The organism is Streptomyces sp. SS8 (assembly GCF_054072955.1).
Genome location: NZ_JBSVCZ010000015.1, coordinates 60,193 through 78,039, shown reverse-complemented (window position 1 = coordinate 78,039; position 17,847 = coordinate 60,193). Strand labels below are relative to the sequence as shown.

At 68.7% G+C, this 17,847-nt stretch carries 14 protein-coding genes; 11 read left to right on the top strand and 3 right to left on the bottom strand.

Features of this window, described 5'->3' with window-relative positions; translation table 11 throughout:
- Window positions 1–97 precede the first annotated feature (97 nt).
- From ACW69E_RS16230 to ACW69E_RS16185, 10 genes are all read left to right on the top strand, one after another.
- Window positions 98–448: an SCO3933 family regulatory protein gene (locus ACW69E_RS16230; RefSeq protein WP_457498962.1), complete on the top strand. Its 351-nt coding sequence runs from the start codon at window positions 98–100 to the stop codon at window positions 446–448.
- A 3-nt stretch (window positions 449–451) separates the two neighbouring features.
- A complete protein-coding gene (locus ACW69E_RS16225) occupies window positions 452–1,831 on the top strand; it encodes an FtsK/SpoIIIE domain-containing protein (protein ID WP_457498961.1) in 1,380 nt (459 codons plus the stop codon).
- A gap of 85 nt (window positions 1,832–1,916) precedes the next feature.
- Window positions 1,917–2,555 (top strand): DUF2637 domain-containing protein, encoded by a 639-nt coding sequence (locus ACW69E_RS16220; RefSeq protein WP_457498960.1) that lies wholly within the window; start codon window positions 1,917–1,919, stop codon window positions 2,553–2,555.
- A 15-nt stretch (window positions 2,556–2,570) separates the two neighbouring features.
- Window positions 2,571–2,747 (top strand): hypothetical protein, encoded by a 177-nt coding sequence (locus ACW69E_RS16215; RefSeq protein ID WP_457498959.1) that lies wholly within the window; start codon window positions 2,571–2,573, stop codon window positions 2,745–2,747.
- Window positions 2,748–2,752: 5 nt separating this feature from the next.
- The gene (locus tag ACW69E_RS16210; protein WP_093852178.1) at window positions 2,753–2,944 is read left to right on the top strand and encodes a mobile element transfer protein; all 192 of its coding nucleotides are present in this window, start codon (window positions 2,753–2,755) and stop codon (window positions 2,942–2,944) included.
- Between the two features lie 11 nt (window positions 2,945–2,955).
- The gene (locus ACW69E_RS16205; protein ID WP_162466063.1) at window positions 2,956–3,150 is read left to right on the top strand and encodes a hypothetical protein; all 195 of its coding nucleotides are present in this window, start codon (window positions 2,956–2,958) and stop codon (window positions 3,148–3,150) included.
- Between the two features lie 16 nt (window positions 3,151–3,166).
- On the top strand, window positions 3,167–3,427 hold the full coding sequence (locus ACW69E_RS16200; RefSeq protein ID WP_457498958.1) for a SpdD protein: 261 nt from the start codon (window positions 3,167–3,169) through the stop codon (window positions 3,425–3,427).
- 139 nt (window positions 3,428–3,566) lie between these two features.
- Complete coding sequence (locus ACW69E_RS16195) at window positions 3,567–4,895, top strand: replication initiator (RefSeq protein ID WP_457498957.1); 1,329 nt, start codon at window positions 3,567–3,569, stop codon at window positions 4,893–4,895.
- Complete coding sequence (locus tag ACW69E_RS16190; protein WP_457498956.1) at window positions 4,888–5,070, top strand: helix-turn-helix domain-containing protein; 183 nt, start codon at window positions 4,888–4,890, stop codon at window positions 5,068–5,070. Before ACW69E_RS16195 ends, ACW69E_RS16190 begins: the two co-directional genes overlap by 8 nt.
- On the top strand, window positions 5,070–6,299 hold the full coding sequence (locus ACW69E_RS16185; protein ID WP_457498955.1) for a tyrosine-type recombinase/integrase: 1,230 nt from the start codon (window positions 5,070–5,072) through the stop codon (window positions 6,297–6,299). Before ACW69E_RS16190 ends, ACW69E_RS16185 begins: the two co-directional genes overlap by 1 nt.
- A 153-nt stretch (window positions 6,300–6,452) precedes the next feature.
- Here the strand turns inward: ACW69E_RS16185 and ACW69E_RS16180 are convergent, their stop codons facing one another.
- From ACW69E_RS16180 to ACW69E_RS16170, 3 genes are all read right to left on the bottom strand, one after another.
- On the bottom strand, window positions 6,453–6,917 hold the full coding sequence (locus ACW69E_RS16180; protein ID WP_457498954.1) for a DUF4304 domain-containing protein: 465 nt from the start codon (window positions 6,915–6,917) through the stop codon (window positions 6,453–6,455).
- Window positions 6,917–13,738, bottom strand: a complete 6,822-nt coding sequence (locus tag ACW69E_RS16175; protein WP_457499026.1) for a polymorphic toxin-type HINT domain-containing protein — start codon at window positions 13,736–13,738, stop codon at window positions 6,917–6,919. Before ACW69E_RS16175 ends, ACW69E_RS16180 begins: the two co-directional genes overlap by 1 nt.
- A gap of 211 nt (window positions 13,739–13,949) precedes the next feature.
- Complete coding sequence (locus tag ACW69E_RS16170) at window positions 13,950–14,552, bottom strand: LamG-like jellyroll fold domain-containing protein (RefSeq protein ID WP_457498953.1); 603 nt, start codon at window positions 14,550–14,552, stop codon at window positions 13,950–13,952.
- Between ACW69E_RS16170 and ACW69E_RS16165 the strand changes: the two genes are divergently transcribed.
- Window positions 14,551–17,589, top strand: a complete 3,039-nt coding sequence (locus ACW69E_RS16165; protein ID WP_457498952.1) for a Tn3 family transposase — start codon at window positions 14,551–14,553, stop codon at window positions 17,587–17,589. The two genes, ACW69E_RS16170 and ACW69E_RS16165, sit on opposite strands and share 2 nt — an antisense overlap.
- Window positions 17,590–17,847 lie beyond the last annotated feature (258 nt).

Genomic DNA, 17,847 nt, shown 5'->3' with positions numbered 1-17,847 from the left:
GGTCCGCGTTCCGAACCGACTCGGGATCACGTCGCCGCATCTTGTCTAGACGAGTAAGCGTCAGTGGTTCCGGTGCGATCCAAGGAGAGACAAGACGTTGCGCACCATCCGTGTGGAGACCTCGACCGCCACGATCCTGCTGACCGAAGCACCTGAGCCCAAGGTCCGCGACCGGCAGACCGGCGAGGTGGCCAAGGACGCCGTGAGCGGCGAGACGCTGATGACGATCGGCGTCGTCTACATCGACGACGGCGAGTCCGCGCTGATCCGGGTCACCGTCCCGGAAAGCGGCGTCGCCGAGGGCCTGGCCCTGGGCGCTCCGGTGTCCCTGCCGAGCCTGGTCGCCAAGCCGTGGGAGAACGTCTTCAACGGCCAGCAGCGCCACGGCATCGCCTACCGGGCCGCCGCCGTCACCCCCGGTGCCGTCCCGGCCGCGGTGGGGGCCTGAGCCGTGTCGGACCTGATGACGTGGCTGGAGGTGGGCGGTCCCGTCGCCATAGCCGGTGGCGGGGCCGCCGCCTGGGCCAAGTCCCGGCACCCGGCGGCCTGGTGGCCCGTGGTGGGCCTGCCGGTGTCGGTGGCCCGGCTGGTCACCTCGTACGGAGCAGTCATGGACTCCTGCGGGCTGACCGTGCCACCCTCCCGACTGCGGGCGCTGGCCACCTGGGCGACCAGCCGCCGGGAGGTGAGGCCGGTGCCACCGCGCCGGGGCCTGATCCGCCCCACCTCGACCGGCCTGCGGCTGCGGCTGCGGCTGGCGCCGGGGCAGGAACCAGCCGACGTGGCCGCCTCGGCCGAACGGCTCCGCCACGCCTGGGGCGTCCACGCCGTCTACGTGGCGGAGGTCAAGCCGGGCGTGGTCGAGCTGCGGCTCGTCGGCTTCGATGTCCTCGACCGGGTGCGGATGCCGCGCGGTGTCGAGTGCGGTCTCCTCAAGGTGCCGGTGGCGCTGCGGGAGGACGCGACCGCCTTCGTCCGCGACTACCGCGCCATCCCGCACCAACTCACCCTCGGCGCCACGCTGTCGGGCAAGTCCATGTACCTGCGCAACCTCGTCGCGGGACTTGCCCGGCAGCCGGTCGCGCTGGCCGGGATCGACTGCAAGCGCGGGGTGGAGCTGGCCCCGTTCGCCCCGCGCCTGTCCGCCCTGGCCACCGAACCGGCGGAGGCGGCCGAACTGCTGCCGGTGCTCGTGGGAGAGATGGAGGACCGATACGACCTGATCAAGGCCCGGCAGGGCATCGCCCCCACCACCCCGGACGAGGAGATCACCTCCGACGTCTGGGGCCTGCCCGACGACGAGCGGCCCGTGCCGATCGTGCTGGTCGTCGACGAGGTGGCCGAACTCTTCCTCACGGCCTCGAAGAAGGACGAGGAGCGGCGCGACGCGATGGTCACCCACCTCATCCGCCTCGCCCAACTCGGCCGGGCCGCCGGAATCTATCTGGAGGTCTGCGGGCAGCGCTTCGGCGCCGAGCTGGGCAAGGGCGCCACCATGCTCCGCGCCCAGCTCTCCGGCCGCATCTGCCACCGGGTGAACGACGAGGCGTCGGCCAAGATGGCGCTCGGCGACATCGCCCCCGAAGCGGTGGAAGCGGCCTGCTCCATCGCCCCGGAACGGCCGGGCCTGGCCGTGGCCGGTGACACCTCCGGCGGCTGGTCCCGCATCCGCACCCCCTACCTCTCCCTCACCGACGCCGCCGCCGTCTGCCGACAGACGGCACACCTCGCACCCGACGTGCCCGCCCTCGACCCGTTCCGGCCGCACATTCCGCCGGCCCCGGTCGAGCATCCGGCTCCGCTGGTCACGTCGCGGCCCGTGACCGACTGAACCACCCCGCACCACGGTCGGCGCGACCGCCCTCGCGCCACGTCCCTACCCCTGCCATGCCGAAAACCGAAAGGAGGTGCCACCCATGCGCCGCTACCTGGCCCGCGTTGACGCCGTGCTGGTCCAGGCCGTCATCGCCGGTGCCCTGTCCTTCGCGCACCTGCACGACCTGGCCGCAGCGGCCGGACAGCACGGCTGGAAAGCCTGGGCGTACCCGGTCAGCGTCGACCTGCTGATGGTCGCGGCCTGGCGGCGCCTGCGCTCCGGCCACGCCACCACGGCTGGATGGTGCTGGTTCGTCATCGCCCTGGCCGCCTCGCTCGGCGCGAACGTCGCCACCGCCGGACTCCTCGACCTCGGCAACGTGCCCGCCTGGCTGCGCATCCTCGTCGCCGGCTGGCCCGCCGTCGCCTTCCTCGGCGGAACGCTCCTCGCCCACTCACCGGGCATGGCGGCACCGGATGAGCCGAAGGAGGACGCCGCCGAGCTGCCCGCGGCCGCCGACCCTGCGCCGGAACCCACACCCGAACCGGCCCGGCCTGCCGCTCCTGCCCCGGCGCTCCCGGCGGCACCCGCCATCCCGGCCGCGCTCGTCGAGCACGCCCGGAAGGTCGCCGACGCCCACCGCGCCCGGACCGGTACGCCCATCGACACCGACACCCTGCGCACCCGCCTCGGCGTCCCGCCCGCCCTGGCCGACCAGATCGCCGCCCAACTCACCTGACAAGGAGGGCTGCTCATGCGCCCGATCATCCGCCTCGCCCTGGAGTGCTCCGCCCGGCTCACCCGCCAAAACCGCCTCGACGAAGCCATGGCCGTTGCCGAAGGAGCGTTCCGGCGGGCCACCGCGGACGAACACCCCGAGATCGAACAGTGGCTCATCGACCACACCAGCGACTTCACCGGAGAGGACTGAGCCTCATGCCCGCCCGCCGCCGCTTCCGCCGCGTCGTCCGCATCGGCCCCGTCCAGGTCGGCACCGCCTACGACGGCCGGGGCCGCGAGAAGCACACCGCCGCCTGCACCGCGCCGCGCTGCGGCTTCTCCGCCGACTACGACAGCCGGGCTGCCGCCGAGCTGGCCGCCCGTACCCACCGCTGCCCCGTCCGCTGACCGGAGGTCCCGTGACCGTCTCCCTGCCCCTGGTGGCCGTCCTGGGCGTCATCGCCTGGGCCGCGATCAAGTTCCTCGGCATCCGCCTGTGGGTCGTCGTCGTGATCGCCCTCTTCGGCTTCTACCTCTCCCAGACCTTCCTCGCCCCCGCCATCGACACCGGCACCCGCACCGGGGTCGAGGTCGTCAACGGCACCACCGACTGACCAAGGAGAACCCGCCATGTTCCTGCGCCCGCAGCTCCCCACCACACCGCACCTCCCGGCCGCCGCCGAGCACGGCCAGCCGCCGGCCTGCTCCTGCCACCCCGCCCCGGCCCGGCGGCCCGTGCTGCCCCCGGCCACGACCGGCGCGGTGGCCGCCGTGCTCGTCGGCGGCGTGGTGCTGACCGCGCTCCTGGCCGCCGTCGCCGTCACGGCCATATCCGTGGCCGCCGCGGCCCTCGTCCTGCGGTCCCTGCTCACCGGCGGGCACCACCGCTGAACGGCCGGTCGAGGCGGCCTCGATACCGCCAAGCATCCCGCCGCCCCGACCGGCCTCAACCCCTCATCCGACCCGCAAGCCAGACAAGGAGAAGCCCATCATCCCCCGCACCACCCCGCCGCCGCCGAAAGAACTCGGCATGCTGGCCTCCTGGGGCAGCCTGCCCGGCCTGGTCCGGCAACTGACCGGCCTGGGCGGCTGCGCGCGCCCCATCCGGCTGTCCGGCTACCGCGCCGAACACGCCCTCAACACCGCCACCGGGGAGATCGGCCCCGAACTGCACCGCCTGGACTCGGCGCAGCTCCCGGCCGGGCACCTGCTGGTGCGCTGCAACAACCGCCGCACCACCCGGTGCGCCACCTGCGCCGAGACCTACCGCCGCGACACCTACCACCTGATCACCGCCGGGCTGCGCGGCGGCAAGGGCACCCCGGAGCAGGTCGCCGCGCACCCGCGGGTCTTCGCCACCTTCACCGCGCCCGGCTTCGGCCCGGTCCACAACCGCCCCGACTCCGGCCGCTGCCGCTGCGGCACCCGCCACCCGGCCGACGATCCCGCCCTCGGCACCCCGCTCGACCCCGACACCTACGACTACGAAGCGGCCGTGCTGTGGAACGCGCACGCCGGGGCGATCTGGCGGCGCTTCTCGATCTACCTGCGCCGGGAGATCGCCAAGCGCGCCGGGCTCACCCAACGCGCCTTCCGCCAGTACGCGCGGGTGTCCTTCGCCAAGGTCGCCGAGTACCAAAAGCGCGGCGCGGTCCACTTCCACGCCGTCATCCGCCTCGACGGCCCGACCGGCGGCGACGCCCCGCCCCCGTCCTGGGCCAGCGCCGAGCTGCTGACCGACGCCATCCGCGCCGCCGCCTCCGCCGCCCGGATCACCGGTCCGACCCTCGACGGACGCGAGCACACCTTCGCCTTCGGCCGCCAGCTCGACATCCGCCCGATCCGCTCGGCCGACCTCGACGGCGGCACCGAGCTGACCGACCGGGCCGTCGCGGCCTACATCGCCAAGTACGCCACCAAGGGCGCCGAGACCGCCACCGGCACCCTCGACCGGCCGCTGAAGTTCCTCGCCGAGCTGGCCGCCCTCGACCTCACCGAACACGCCCGGCGCATGATCCGCACCGCCTGGACCCTCGGCACCCGCAAGGACCTCGAACACCTGCGGCTGCGGGCCTGGGCCCACATGCTCGGCTTCCGCGGCCACTTCTCCACCAAGACCCGCCGCTACTCCACCACCCTCGGCGCACTCCGCACCGCCCGCGCCGAGTGGCAACGCCTCCAAGCCGCCATCGCACGCGGCGAGACACCCCACGACCCGGCCGCCGCACCGAAGGAGACCACCCTCGTCCTCGCGCACTGGGCCTTCGCCGGCACCGGCCTCACAGCGGGCGAGCAATGGCTGACCGACGCCCTCACCCCCAACACCGCCAGCACGGAAGGAGAGAACGCCCATGCCTGACGAGGAACTGCTGACCGTGCCGGAGGTGATGGCCCGGCTCCGGCTCGGCCGGTCCACGGTCTACGACCTGATCCGCTCGCGCCGCCTGCCCTCCGTCACCATCGGCCGGTCCCGGCGCATCCCCGCCTCGGCGCTGCGGGAGTTCATCTCCCACCGACTGGCGGAGGCCGCCTGATGGCTACTTCGAAGAGAAAGACCCGGGCGAACGGTGACGGAACCGTCTACCAGCGCAAGGACGGCCGCTGGGAAGCCGCCGGATACGTTCTCGCCCCTGGCAACACCCGCAAGCGCGTGCGCGTCTACGGCACCACCCGTACCGAGGCTCTGACCAAGCTCACCGAGAAGATCGCCGTCAGCAACCGCGGTCTCCCCGTTCCCTCCGCGCAGGGCACCGTCGGCGCGTACCTGACGTACTGGCTGGAGAACGTCGCCGTCCACCACCTCCGCGAGAACACCCACACCCGGTACACCGCCTGCGTCGACCGGTACCTGATCCCCGGCCTGGGCAAGAAGAAGCTCGCCAGGCTCACTGCCAGGGACGTCCGGACCTGGCTCAACCAGCTCCGCACTACCTGCCAGTGCTGCGCGCGCGGCATCGACACCCGGCGCGACCAGCCCCGTTGCTGCGCCGTCGGCCAGTGCTGCCGCAAGCTGCTCTCTCCGCTGACGCTGACCTACATCCACTCCGTGCTCAAGTCCGCCCTGGAGCACGGAGTGCGCGAGGAGGAGATCCCGCGCAACGTCGCCCGCAACGTCCGCACCGGCACCCCACGGCCCCGACGCTTCGAACCCCTCACCGCCGACGAAGCCCGTCAGCTCCTCACCGCCGCGCAAGGTCACCGGCTGCACGCCCTGTTCGAACTCGCTCTTCACACCGGACTCCGCAAGGGCGAACTTCTCGGCCTGCGCTGGGAAGACCTCGACCTCGACGCCGGCACCGCCGCCATCCGCCGCACACTCCAGCGCACCGGCACCGGCGGTCTCACCACGCTGCCCACCAAGACGCGGGCCGCCGAGCGCCGCATCGCCCTCCCCGCCCGCTGCGTCCGGTCTCTGAATCTCCACCGTGAGCAGCAGCAGCGTGAGCGGGAGGCCGCGGGCGCCGCGTGGCAGCACAGCGGGTACGTGTTCACCACAGCGCAGGGTCGACCGATCGACCCGACCAACCTCAGCCGCGCCTTCACCACGCTCCTCTGTCAGGGCGGCCTCCGCCGCATCCGCTTTCACGACCTCCGCCATTCGACTGCGACCCTGCTCCTGGAACAGGGCGTCGAACTCGTCGTGATCAAGGAACTCCTCGGCCACGCCCACATCGGCGTCACCGCAACTGTCTACGCCCACGTCCGACTCCGCCTCCAACGCGACGCCCTGACCGCACTCGGCAACTCCCTCGACCGTCCCTGACCACGGACGGCAACGGCGGCGAACACCCCTGGTGTTCGCCGCCGTTGCCGTCAATTACTGCCGTCAGCGCCGATCAATCCCGACAAAACCGACACTCCGAGAAGTCCGAATTCGCGGAAGTGAAGCTGTCGGCTCGGAATCAAGGACGCTGCGTCACCCCTCTTCAAGCAATTCACCCCTGATTTCACGATGAATGAACACCTGGTCGCTAACGCTCGTACGCAGCAGCGACTTCAAGCCCTGAGCGCTCTCAATCGGATTGACCGCCCGCGCTACTGGAGTTGCAATCTTTTCAACAAGGTCCATTCGAAGGGAATCCTCACCACGCGCCTCCGCTGCTTGTCCAGATAGGAGGTCGAGATCTTCGCGAGAAATGGAGGTGATTGCGTCCGCCCTGAACCTGACGAGACATTTCGCCTCCGGGAGCCACCCCGCCTTAACATTGACCGCTGGCGCGAATCCGACGTTTACGTAGCACGACTCATCCCAGCTGGACTCCTGGACGGAAACTACACAGTAGAGATCGCCAGACACTCTGTACCAGCTCGCCGACTTCTTTCGAAAACCCAGCGGCTTGAAGACCTCATTGAGAGCCTTCAGGAGAATCGAGTTAACCATCAGCCGAACCTCTTATACGTGTCGAGATGGCCAGTCCAGCTCTGACCGGTCATATCCTCCAACTCGGCGACGTACTTCTGCAACTGTCGCCGTCCCGTCGCCTGGCTGCTCGCCGCATCTGACTTCAACTCACGCACGACACGGTTCTTCCAGTCGACCGCATCGGGCCGGAGCCCGCTCGGAAGCCTGACTTCGAAGTCGTACCCAGCCCCCAGGGCATTCTTGTAGTTCAAGTGTGTCTGACGGCCACGGGCCGCGTCCGCATTCTCCCCAGACGTGAACTGCCCCTTCTCGTTACGGGCGACGTCGCAGTTGCTGTTGTGAACGAGTACCGGCGTCTCGCCCGCCAGGACATAGTACGTGTGGATGCCCTGGACGGTGAGGTCGTGGGTGCGCTGACGCTTGGTGAAGGAGCGGACCTCGTCGACGGTGACAGTGGCCCCGTCGGGAGCGCGCAGGGACATGCCGGGGGTGAGTTTGCCGGCGTCCAGCCACTTCTCTTCGCTCTCCACCCAGAAGGGGTGGGTGGTGGTGGAGACGAGGGAGGCGGGGCCGTCTTCGGTGGTGATGGTGAGGTCGACGAAGTGCTTGTCGTCCTCGGTGACGATGGTGGCGACGACCTCACGGGTGGTTGTCTCACCGGTCTCGGGATCGGTGACGACGACCTTGTCACCTATCTCGACGTCCTCGATGCTCTTGGTGGTGCCGTCAGCGAGGAGGACCGTGGCGCCTGGAAGGAAGCTGTGACAGGAGGACTTACTGAGTCCCTTCTTGGCGGTGAGGAGTGAGGCGGCAATGATGGCGAGGTCCGCGCTGGACTGTGCACTTCTCCCGTTGAAGAACCCGGAGGCTATTTCTTCTCCACTGCCCCACATGGCAGTGATCTGCTCTACCAGGTTCTCCCCGTTTAGCGGATGATACTTAAGGAATTTTTCCCAAGCTGCTTCGCACTCCAATGCACTTACGCAGTTCCAGCCATCAGAGATGTTACTCTGGATGAATTCAATTCCTCCGTAGAGAAACTCGGCCGCACGATCTTTTCCATGGCTGAGGAAAGTCTCGAACCATCCCTTTCCTCCGCCGCTTCCGCCCGTGTTACCCAGAACGTCGGCGATGGGCGCGTAGTGCCCCCACCTGATCGGGTCTTCCTTCGCCAGCGCGTTCAGGAGCTCACTGCGATCCTCATTGCTTCCCCAGTCGAGGTATGGACAGGTAATCGGGTCGCATCCTTCTCCGCCTTCTTCTGCCGGTCGGACGAGGCCGGTGGGATCGGAGTAGGTGATCGGGCTGTTTCCCGCGTAGGCGTAGCCGTGGAAGGACTCCGTGTCGGCCAAGTTCATAATGGGGTCGACGGAGATGAAGCGGCCGATCACGGGGTCGTACTCGCGGGCGCCGAGGTGGGTCAGGCCGGTGGCGGTGTCGGTGGTGCCTCCGACGAAGCCCTTGGTACCGGGCCAGACCTCCGGTTGCTCGCCGCGCGGGCCGCCGAAGGGAAGGCTGCGGCGCTGGGTCATCGACAGGTCGCTCGCGTCGATGGCGAGGTGGCCGGTGCCGTGGTGGTCGGCGATGGTGAAGGAGACCGTGCCGTCGTCCTCGATGACGGCCTGGTGGCCGCCGGGGAGGCCGACGTAGCGGGTGGCCTTCGGCTCCGTGGTGCCCTTGGCGAGGGTGACCTCGGTGTGGCCGAGGTAGAGGGTGGTCTCGGTCGGGGTCCGACCGATGAGCCGGTTGCCGTCGGCGTCGTAGAGGTACTCGGTGACCTGGTCGTCCTCGCCCTCGACGGGCTCTGTGACCTTGGCCAGGTGTCCCTCGGGGTCCCAGGTCAGCCGCTGGGTGTCGCCGCCGAGGGTGCGGGCGGTGGTGTTGCCGGACTCGTCATAGCCGTAGCTGTCGCGGGCCGTGCCGGTCGGTCCGGTGGTGGTCACCGAGGCCAGTGTGTGCGGCTGCGGACTGCCGGGCGCGGGGTAGTCGTAGGCCCGCTCGATGTCCTTGGCGGTGTCGCCGGTGGTGTCGTGCTGGGTTTCGGTCAGCCGGTTACCGGTCTTGTCGTAGGTGTAGGAGTGCCAGTAAGGGGCCGGGCCCCCGAGCACTCCGGCGCTCGGGGCGTCGGCGCAGGTCTGGGTGGGCTGTGCCCACGCTTGGGTGAGGCGGCGCAGGTGGTCGTAGGTGAAGCACTGGTTGTCGGTGCCGGAGCGGGAGACGTCGGTGATGGACAGGACGTTGCCGGCCTCGTCGTAGCGGTATGTGTTGTGCCGGTCGACGCCGTTGATGTCCTGCCGGTCCACACGGGAGGTGGCCAGGCGCTGGGTGCCCTGCTCGTAGGTATTGGTGATCTTGGTTCTCGGGCTGCTGCCGGAGGATCCGAGCGAGTACACCAGCGGCAGGCCAACGTGGTTGTAGGTGACGTCGGCGTCGTAGTCGCGCCCGAACACCGAGGTCGTGCGCAGGGTGCGGTCGTCGTAGACGTAGGTGGCGCCACCCCCGGGCAGGGATCCGGCGGCCGAGTAGTTGAGGCTTCCGATCAGACCGGAAGACTTGTAGGAGGTGGCGGTGTAGTAGGTGCCCGCCAGGGCTCCTTCGGCGGAGGGGATTTCGACGGCGGTTCTGATCGGCCGGTAGTACCGGTCATATGCCGTCACCTTGGAGGTGTACGCGTTCCCGTCGTGGTAGCGGACGGCCTCGGCCAGGTGCCCCTTGGCGCCGCTGATGGTGTCGTAGACCCACTTGGCACGCAGTGCTCCCGTCGCCGAACCCTCGCGCAGTTCGGTCTGGCGGCCCAAGCCGTCGTAGACGTGAGCGAGAGTGGCGCCGCGGGCGTCGGTGGCCGATGTCAGCAGGTTGCGGTCGTCGTAGCGGCTTGTCGTGGTGCCCTTGTCGGGGTCCTTGGCCGTGATCTGCCGGCCGAGTTGGTCGTAGGTGTACTCCCAGGTGTTGCCTGCGGCATCGATGACCTTCGACAGTTCGCCTCGTGAGGTGTAGCGGTAGGCAATGGTGTCGTAGGGAGCGTCGGCCGCGCGGAGGTGGTGCCGACGCAGCTCAGTGCTCTGTCCGCGGGCGTCGGTGAGGGTGGTGGTGGCCATTCCGCCCTCTGGCGGAATCACAGTTGTGCGGTCGCCGCCGTAGAGCTTCTCGGTGGTGCCCAGAACGGTTCCGCCGGTGCCGCTTCCGGCGATCTGCCGGACCTCGGTCTCCCGGCCGAGGCCGTCATAGGTGTAGTGGGTCTGAGTCTGTACCGACCAGGCGTTGTCAGGGGCGAAGATCGCGGTTCCGGGGTCGCCTGCGCTGTAGTACGAGGAGAAGGTCTTGGTTTTCAGACCGCGTTCGTCGTAGAAGACGTCCGCGATGAGTCGGCCCCCATCGGGACCGGGGGCCTGGGTCTGGCGTTCGCGGAGGAAGCCGTCGTAGATCGTGTAGGTCGTGTACTGGCCGGTGCCGTTGTTACGGGTCTTGGTGGCGACCGCAACCGGCTGGTTCTCGTTGACGTAGTAGGTGAACTCGTAGTCCGGGGGGGTGCCCGTGAGGCGACCGGCGAGCCAGACCTTGCTGGAGCGGCCCAGCGCGTCGTAGGCGAAAGCCGTCCGGACGTTGTTGGCGTCGTATGTGGCCTTCGGCTGGCCGCGTAGCGGATCCAGTTCCGTGATGGTGGTCAGTGCCGAGGTGCTGTCTCCCTCGACGGCTGGCGGGCCTGTCTCTGTGATTTCCGTGGGAGAGCCGGTCGTCGGGCTGTAGGTGGTGGTTGTGGTGCGGCCGTCGGTGCGCGGCGCGCGGATCAGCATGCCGTCGCCGGAAACTGTGACGGTGGCGGTCAGGTCGGTGGAGGTCAGGGAGCGGCCGTAGGAGTCGAAGGTCGCGCCGGATTCCAGGTAGGTGGCCGTGGTGCCGTCGTGCTTCTTCAACACCGCGCTCGCGGTGGCGTCGCCCTTGGTGGGGGCGTCGCCGTAGCCACCACCGTCGTAGGCGGTGCGGACATCGGAGATGACGTCCTTGGAGCGGTCCGGGGCTGCGTCACAGGCCACAGCGACGGTCTCCACCCGGGAGGGCAGGGTGAGGATGTTCTTCTCGGTGTTGGTGGCGTAGGTGGTGCGGGTGCACCGGTTGTCGGCGGCGGTGGAGTTGTCGGCCCGGTCGTCCACTTCGGTGATGCGTCCGGCGACGGTGTCGTATGTCTTCGACGAGGATGTGATGCGCCACTGACTGCCGGCGCCGTCGTCCAGGGAGGTCCAGGTCCTGGTGTGGGATGTGCCGGTGAAGTTGGCGGTCACCGTACCCCAGTCACGGACTTTCTTCGCGGTCTCGTGGTGCCATGGTCTCTTGACCGTCTTGGTCAGGACCTTTCCGCCGGGCGCGGAGTAGGTAACGGTCTTGTAGGCGAACCCGCTGGCTGACTCGTGGTCGGTGATGGGGTTGCCCTCTCCCTCGCCGAGGGAGAGGGTGACGGTCTTGGTGGTGTCCCCGGAGGTGTCTTTGCGGTCGCCGTGCATGCCGCGCAGGAAGTAGGTGTCCTGCTGAGTCTCCATGCTGCCGGTGTCATGTCCGCCGGTCTGCACCCGCACGCGCCCGTAACCGCGCCACTGGGACCAGGTCTTGTGCTTCTCCTTGGTCAGGCCGTCGTCATCGTCGTAGTGCCAGGCGGCTCCGCCCAGGTAGCTGTAGCGAGTGACTTGGTTCGGTGCCCCTCCGGTGCGGTCGGTGGCGCTGACGGAGGTGACGACGTACTTGTTGAACCAGTGCAGCTCCGGGTCCTCCTCCGCCGATCCGCCGATGTACTGCGGGAAGCAGCGGGTGGTGTTGGTCTGCGGGGCGGGCAGGGAGGCGGAGTCGCAGGCCGAGGTCGAGTAGTTGACTTCAATCTGGCCGCCGGACTCGTCGGCCACCGTGGACAGGCGCTCCTTGACGAACGGCGCGTACCCGTCTCCGGTCTCGTCCAGCCGGTTCTCCATCTGGGTGTAGTCGAGCGTGGTCTTCGGCAGGGTCACCGTCGGGCTGGCCGTGTGCCCGGTGCGCTGGATGCTGTCCAGCAGGAGCTGGTAGTCGATGTCGGCCATGCCCCAGCGGTGGCCGAGTTTCCAGGAGTCGACCTTGCCGTAGGAGCCGTCGGGCTTGAGGACGTGGGTGGAGACCTCAGTCAACCGCTTGCGGGTCCAGAACGTAGGTGACAGGCGCTGATCGCAGTCCTCGCCGGCCTCGCAGTTGAGGTCCCAAGGGGTGTCGTACCAGTGGAATGCCTGCTCGTCGATGGTGTCCGCGGCGCAGGTCACTCCGCTCTTGGGCAGACAGCGCTCCGAGCTGGTGAAGTCGACCTTGGCCAGCGGCTTGGCCGCGTACATGCTGGAGGACTTCAGCCCGTACTCGATGCGGTCCAGGTGGCCGCCACGGTCGTAGCGGGTGTCGTCCGCCGCCTTCAGGTTGCGCCCGTAGGAGTTAGTCTCCTTGTCGTAGTAATAGGCGACCGCATTGCCGTGCCGGTCGACGACGTAGTCCAGGTTCCAGCGCCATGCCTGCCGGCACCAGGAGTCGGCGAAGGCGGAGGCGTGACAGGGCTCGCCCGCATCGTCGCCGAAGACGGGAACGGTCCAGGTAGAGGCGGTGGTCTCCTTGCCCGACGCCCAGCCCGGGAGGCGGTTGTAGCCGAAGTAGTAGCGATTGCCCTGCGGGTCTGTCAGCCGCCAGTACTCGCCGTTGTCGTCGCCGTTGCCCCGGTTGGTGGAAGTGAGCCTTGTGATTCTGGTGCCGTCGTCCCGCTTGAGCTTCCAGTTGTCTTCACCGACCGGTACCAGTTCGCCGCTCTTTCCGTTGAAGGATATGAAGGCATTGTCATAACCCCAGCACTGGTCTCCGGGTTTGTTTCCGTCCGCGTTCTTCACTCCGTCGTCGGCGCAGGGCTTGTAGCGGCGCTCGATGTAGCCGGGCCACAGTTCGAAGCCGTCGCCCACCCAGGACGACTGATTGTTCGTCGTTCCCGTCCGGCCGTCGATGGCTCCGGAGGAGTAAGATAGGCCGACGCTCGGCTTCATGCCTCCGGGGACCTCGGGCACTGGCATGTCGTAGGACCAAGTGAAGTCGCCGGTGTTGAGATTGGTGTTCCAGGTGGCCGACGGGGAGAGCTGGGTGGCCTTGTAGTCGCCTTTCGCACCCTGGTCATCGGCGACTGCGGCCAGCACGGTCGGTGCGTCCGAGCGTAGGGTTACGCTGTCAGAGGTGAGCTTCTGCTGCTCAGTGTCATTGGTGGTGGGGACAGCCCGGCGTGTTGAGCATGTTTTCTTCTCCGGGGTTGTCAGCGCGCACTCGGGCAGTTCCACCAGGGTCAGCCGGGAGGCGTAGCCGCCACCGTATGACTGCGCGAAGGCCGAATAGTCGACTGTTACACCGATCTTGCCGGATTCGCCGTCAATCTGCAGCTCAAGGGTGAGAAGCAGGCCCTCCACTCCTGCCTTGGCAGTCTGTTCGCGCCCCAGTACCCGTGCCTCGACATTCCCTGCAGCTGCTGCCTCGGCAGCCTTGGCCCGTACTCCAGGGTGTCCGGTCTTCGCCTCCGCCGGTACTCCGAGAGCGACCGGCAGCCCCTTCGCTTTTCTGGGAGGAGGATCTTCGGAACTTCTCGCTGCGACCTCGGGAAGTTTCACTACGGCTGCGCCGGCCTTGGGCCAGGCCGCCTTGGGCTTCTCTGCCGGGGTCTTCGGGCCTTTGTGAGTATCACGCGGCCTGACCTTGATGCCCTCTTTTCCTGTTACCGGCGTGCCCAGGTCGAGCGACTGAGAAGGGTTCCCGTCATCGGCCACGACTGCGGGTGCGGAGACCGCCTGCAGCAGCGTTCCCACCATCACTGCCGAGACGGCCAGCGCCGTGCGGCGTCGCAACTTCGATCCAGCTCGGATCACCGATCTGAAACTCATCTCCGTCTTTACTCCTCATCACGAGAGCCGCACCCGGGCGAGGGACAGCCCAGATTGGCGAAGCAACAGAAAGCCGGATGCTGCCAGGAGTAGCTTCCGGTGCACCGCCAAGGGCAGCCGTGGCGCACCGGCTCCGTGGTCAGTTCGGATCCGGTATCTCGGTCGGAGTTCCGTAGAACTGCCCTGCCAGGTAAGACACCTGCTCATCACTCAGTGCGCCTTGGAAGATCCATACGTCATCCGCCAGACCAGGCCAGTGCTCACTGCCTGTGCCCGCTGTCGTCAGCCTGCCGACCTGCAGGGAACCAGTGGCTTTGAAAGGCAGTACGTTTTCCGCCCACGGAATGCGGTCCGTGCATGAGGCGTCGTCCGCGTCGCCGTTTCCGTCTTCATCGGCGCAGAGGACTTCGTCCAGGACTCCGTTCACATACAGGCGCACTTCCTTGGAGAAGCCGTCATAGACCAGTGCCAGATGGGTCCAGTCGCTCACGCTGTCAAGAGCGGCCGCGTTGTCCACACTGGTCACATCGGAGGTGGTCGAATCCTCACCCGGCATGGCCAGCTGCCAGTGTCCTGGGACTTCAGCGTTGCTGCCTGGTGCGTAGCGCACGGCGAAGGCGCTTTGGTGAGAGCGGCCCTCGGGGAGTATCCGAACGGGATTTAGCGGTAGCGGGACGATCTTGATTCCGGTTCGGTGACGTGTCTGTTTTGCCTGGTCAGCGGGCTCTACGTTCCTGGTCATGCCTGTTGAGTACCTGTCTGCTGAGCAAGAGGCCCGCTATGGGCGGTTCGCCACGGAGCCGTCGCCCGGTGAGCTGGAACAGTTCTTCCGCCTGGACACCCGGGCCCTGGAGCTGGCGGGGGCGAAGCGTCGTCCGGCGACGAGGCTGGGGTGGGCGGTGCAGTGGGGCACGGTGCGGATGCTCGGCACGTTCCTGACCGAGGACCCCACGGCGGTGCCGGCTTCCGTGGTGCGGTTCGTCGCCGAGCAGCTGTCCGTCGATGACGAGCACTTCGCCGGGTACGGGGCGCGCTCGCAGACGGCGTACGAGCATGCGTGGGAGATCCGGGACGCCTACGGCTACCGGGACTTCGCTGCAGGTGAGGCGGAGCTGCGGGAGTTCCTGGCGGCGCGGGTGTGGTCGTCGCTGGAGGGGCCGCGGGCGTTGTTCGATCGGGCGGTGGTGTGGCTGGTGAGCAACCGGGTGCTGCTGCCCGGGGTCACGACGCTGGCCCGGATGGTGGCCGCGGTCCGCCAGGAGGAGAACGACCGGCTGCACGCCGCGCTGTACGAGGCGGTGCCGGACGGCCTGCGCATCGAGATGGTCCGGCTGCTGGAGGTGCCGGAGAAGAAGCGGGTCTCGGAGCTGGAGCGGCTGCGGCTGGGTCCGGTGCGGGTGTCGGGCAAGGCCATGGAACTGGCTTTGGACCGTGCCCGTGAGGTGCGGGGCCTGGGCGCCGGCGCGGTGGACGCCGGGCGGGTGCCGGCCGCGCGGATGACGGGGCTGGCCCGGTACGGGCTGACGTCGAAGGCGCCGACGCTGAGGCGGCTGGAGGTCACGAGGCAGACCGCGACGCTGCTGGCCACGGTGCGGCACCTGGAGACCGCGACGGTGGACGACGCGCTGGATCTGCTGCACGCGCTGATGGCCACCAGGCTGCTGGCGAAGGCCGAGCGGATGGGCAACGACGCCAAGCTCAAGGCTCTTCCGCAGCTGCGCCGGGCGGCGAAGAAGGTCGCCGCGGCGGTCGATGTGCTGATGACGACGCCGCCCGCGACCGACACCGGCGAAGTTGTCTCCGTGGTCGACGCGTGGTCGGCGATCGAGCAGGTTGTGCCGCGCGAGCAGCTGGCCGCCGCGCTCGCCACGATCGCCGCGGTCGTCCCGGACACCGATGGGGACGACGATGCGGAGTGGCGGGCCGAGCTGGTCGCCCGCTACGGCACGGTGCGCGGTTTCATCCGGCTCCTGGTCGAGGTCATCGACTTCGGTGCGGTCGAGGCTGGCGCCCCCGTGGTGCGGGCCCTCAAGCGGCTGCCGGAGCTGATCGGCCGGAAGAAGGTCGGCGCCGAGGAGGTCTCCACGGAGCTGGTGACGGGCTCGTGGCGGCGGCTGGTGTTCGAGGGTCCCAACGTGCCGCATGGCCTGGTCGACAAGGCCGCGTACTCCTTCTGCGTCCTGGAGCACCTGCACCGCTCGCTGCGCCGGCGGGACGTGTTCGCCACCGGCGGTGACCGCTGGGGCGATCCCCGGGCGAAGCTGCTGGCCGGGGAGAAGTGGAGGACGGCCGAGCCGAGGGTGCTCACCGCGCTCGGTCTGGAGAGCGAGCCGGCCGGACACCTCGCCGAACTCGCCTCCGCCCTGCACGCCGCGTACGTCCAGGTCGCCGCCGGGCTGCCCGGCAACACGGCGCTGGAGGTGGTGGACGGGAAGCTGAAGCTGGCCAAGCTCGGCAAGGCGGAGGAGCCCAGGCTCATGCCGCCGTTTCGGCAGCTGGTCAACGGCATGCTGCCGAAGGTCGACTTCCCCGAGCTACTGCTGGAGGTCGCCGAGCTGACCGGGATGGCGGACGCGTTCACGCACATCTCCGGCGCCGACTCCCACATGGAGGGCTTCACCACCAGCTTGTGCGCGGTGCTGCTGAGCGAGGCGTGCAACGTGGGCCTGACGCCGGTCATCAAGCCGGGCGTCCCGGCGCTCACCCGGGGCCGTCTGGTCCAGATCGACCAGGGTTACTTCCGGGCCGAGAACATCTCGGTGGCGAACGGACTGTTCATCGAGGCCCAGGCGAAGATCGACGTCGTGCGGGCCTGGGGCGGCGGCCTGGTCGCCTCCGCCGACGGGGTCCGCTTCACCGTGCCCGTGCAGACCCTGTACGCGGGCTCGAACCCCCGGTACTTCGGCCTGCGGCACAAGGGCGCCACCTGGCTGAACGTGGTCAACGACCAGGTGATGGGGCTGGGCGGGGTGGTCGTGCCGGGCACGCTGCGCGACTCGCTGTTCATCCTGGACGCCATCCACGCCCGCGACGGCGGGCCGAAGCCCGAGACCGTCATCACCGACACCGCCTCGTACTCCGACATCGTCTTCGGCCTGTTCGCGATCTGCGGCTACCAGTTCTCCCCGCGGATCGCCGACATCTCCGACGCCCGGCTGTGGCGCACGAACACCGCGGCCGACTACGGGCCGCTCCAGCCAGCCTCGAACCACACCATCCGCCTGGACCGCATCCGCGCCCACTGGGCCGACATGCTCCGCGTCGCCGGCTCCCTGACCCTGGGCGAGGTCCGCGGCCACGACCTGATCCGCATGCTCTCCCGCGACGGCAGACCGACCGGGCTCGGCGACGCGTTCGCCCACTACGGAAGGATCTTCAAGACCCTGCACCTGCTCCAGTTCGTCTCCGACGAGGGCTACCGCCGCATGATCGGCGCCCAGCTCAACGTCACCGAAGCCCGCCACCGCCTCGCCCGGAAAATCTTCTTCGGCCAGCGCGGCGAACTGCGCCAGCACTACCGCGAAGGCATGGAAGACCAGCTCGGGGCCCTGGGCCTGGCCCTGAACTCCGTGGTCCTGTTCAACAGCCTCTACATCGACGCCGCCGTCAAACAGCTGGCCGCCGACGGCTTCCCCGTCACCGACGAACTACTCGCCCGCCTCTCCCCGCTCCAGTACGACCACATCAACTTCCTCGGCCGCTACGCCTTCACCCGCCCGCCGGCGCCGGGCCTGCGCCAGCTGCGCGACCCACACAGTGACGAGGGCGAGGACACATAACGGCAGGCCCGACCGTCGAAAGCTGTCCGGCCCGGAGTCACCACCTTTGGCTGCGGGCCGGACCGCCTTGTGCGGAATGCTCAGCCGTGGGCAGGGTGCGCAGGCACGGCACGGAACCGAGGGCGGTCCGGAGCCCTGCGCAAACCGGGAGGACTGAGCAAGGCCGGCTTCAGGGCTGACCGCCTTGTCCTGGCTCTGCCTCAGGCCGTACGGCACCGACCGCTGGAGATGAGCACCCGCCGGGACGTCGCGGCCTGG

Bases quoted from the DNA above. Each gene is read 5' to 3' on its own strand.
- ACW69E_RS16170 (WP_457498953.1), bottom strand. From the start codon at position 14,552: ATGACCAGGAACGTAGAGCCCGCTGACCAGGCAAAACAGACACGTCAC.
- ACW69E_RS16195 (WP_457498957.1), top strand. From the start codon at position 3,567: ATGCTGGCCTCCTGGGGCAGCCTGCCCGGCCTGGTCCGGCAACTGACC.
- ACW69E_RS16185 (WP_457498955.1), top strand. From the start codon at position 5,070: ATGGCTACTTCGAAGAGAAAGACCCGGGCGAACGGTGACGGAACCGTC.
- ACW69E_RS16180 (WP_457498954.1), bottom strand. From the start codon at position 6,917: ATGGTTAACTCGATTCTCCTGAAGGCTCTCAATGAGGTCTTCAAGCCG.
- ACW69E_RS16190 (WP_457498956.1), top strand. From the start codon at position 4,888: ATGCCTGACGAGGAACTGCTGACCGTGCCGGAGGTGATGGCCCGGCTC.
- ACW69E_RS16165 (WP_457498952.1), top strand. From the start codon at position 14,551: ATGCCTGTTGAGTACCTGTCTGCTGAGCAAGAGGCCCGCTATGGGCGG.
- ACW69E_RS16220 (WP_457498960.1), top strand. From the start codon at position 1,917: ATGCGCCGCTACCTGGCCCGCGTTGACGCCGTGCTGGTCCAGGCCGTC.
- ACW69E_RS16215 (WP_457498959.1), top strand. From the start codon at position 2,571: ATGCGCCCGATCATCCGCCTCGCCCTGGAGTGCTCCGCCCGGCTCACC.
- ACW69E_RS16175 (WP_457499026.1), bottom strand. From the start codon at position 13,738: ATGGTGGGAACGCTGCTGCAGGCGGTCTCCGCACCCGCAGTCGTGGCC.
- ACW69E_RS16210 (WP_093852178.1), top strand. From the start codon at position 2,753: ATGCCCGCCCGCCGCCGCTTCCGCCGCGTCGTCCGCATCGGCCCCGTC.
- ACW69E_RS16200 (WP_457498958.1), top strand. From the start codon at position 3,167: ATGTTCCTGCGCCCGCAGCTCCCCACCACACCGCACCTCCCGGCCGCC.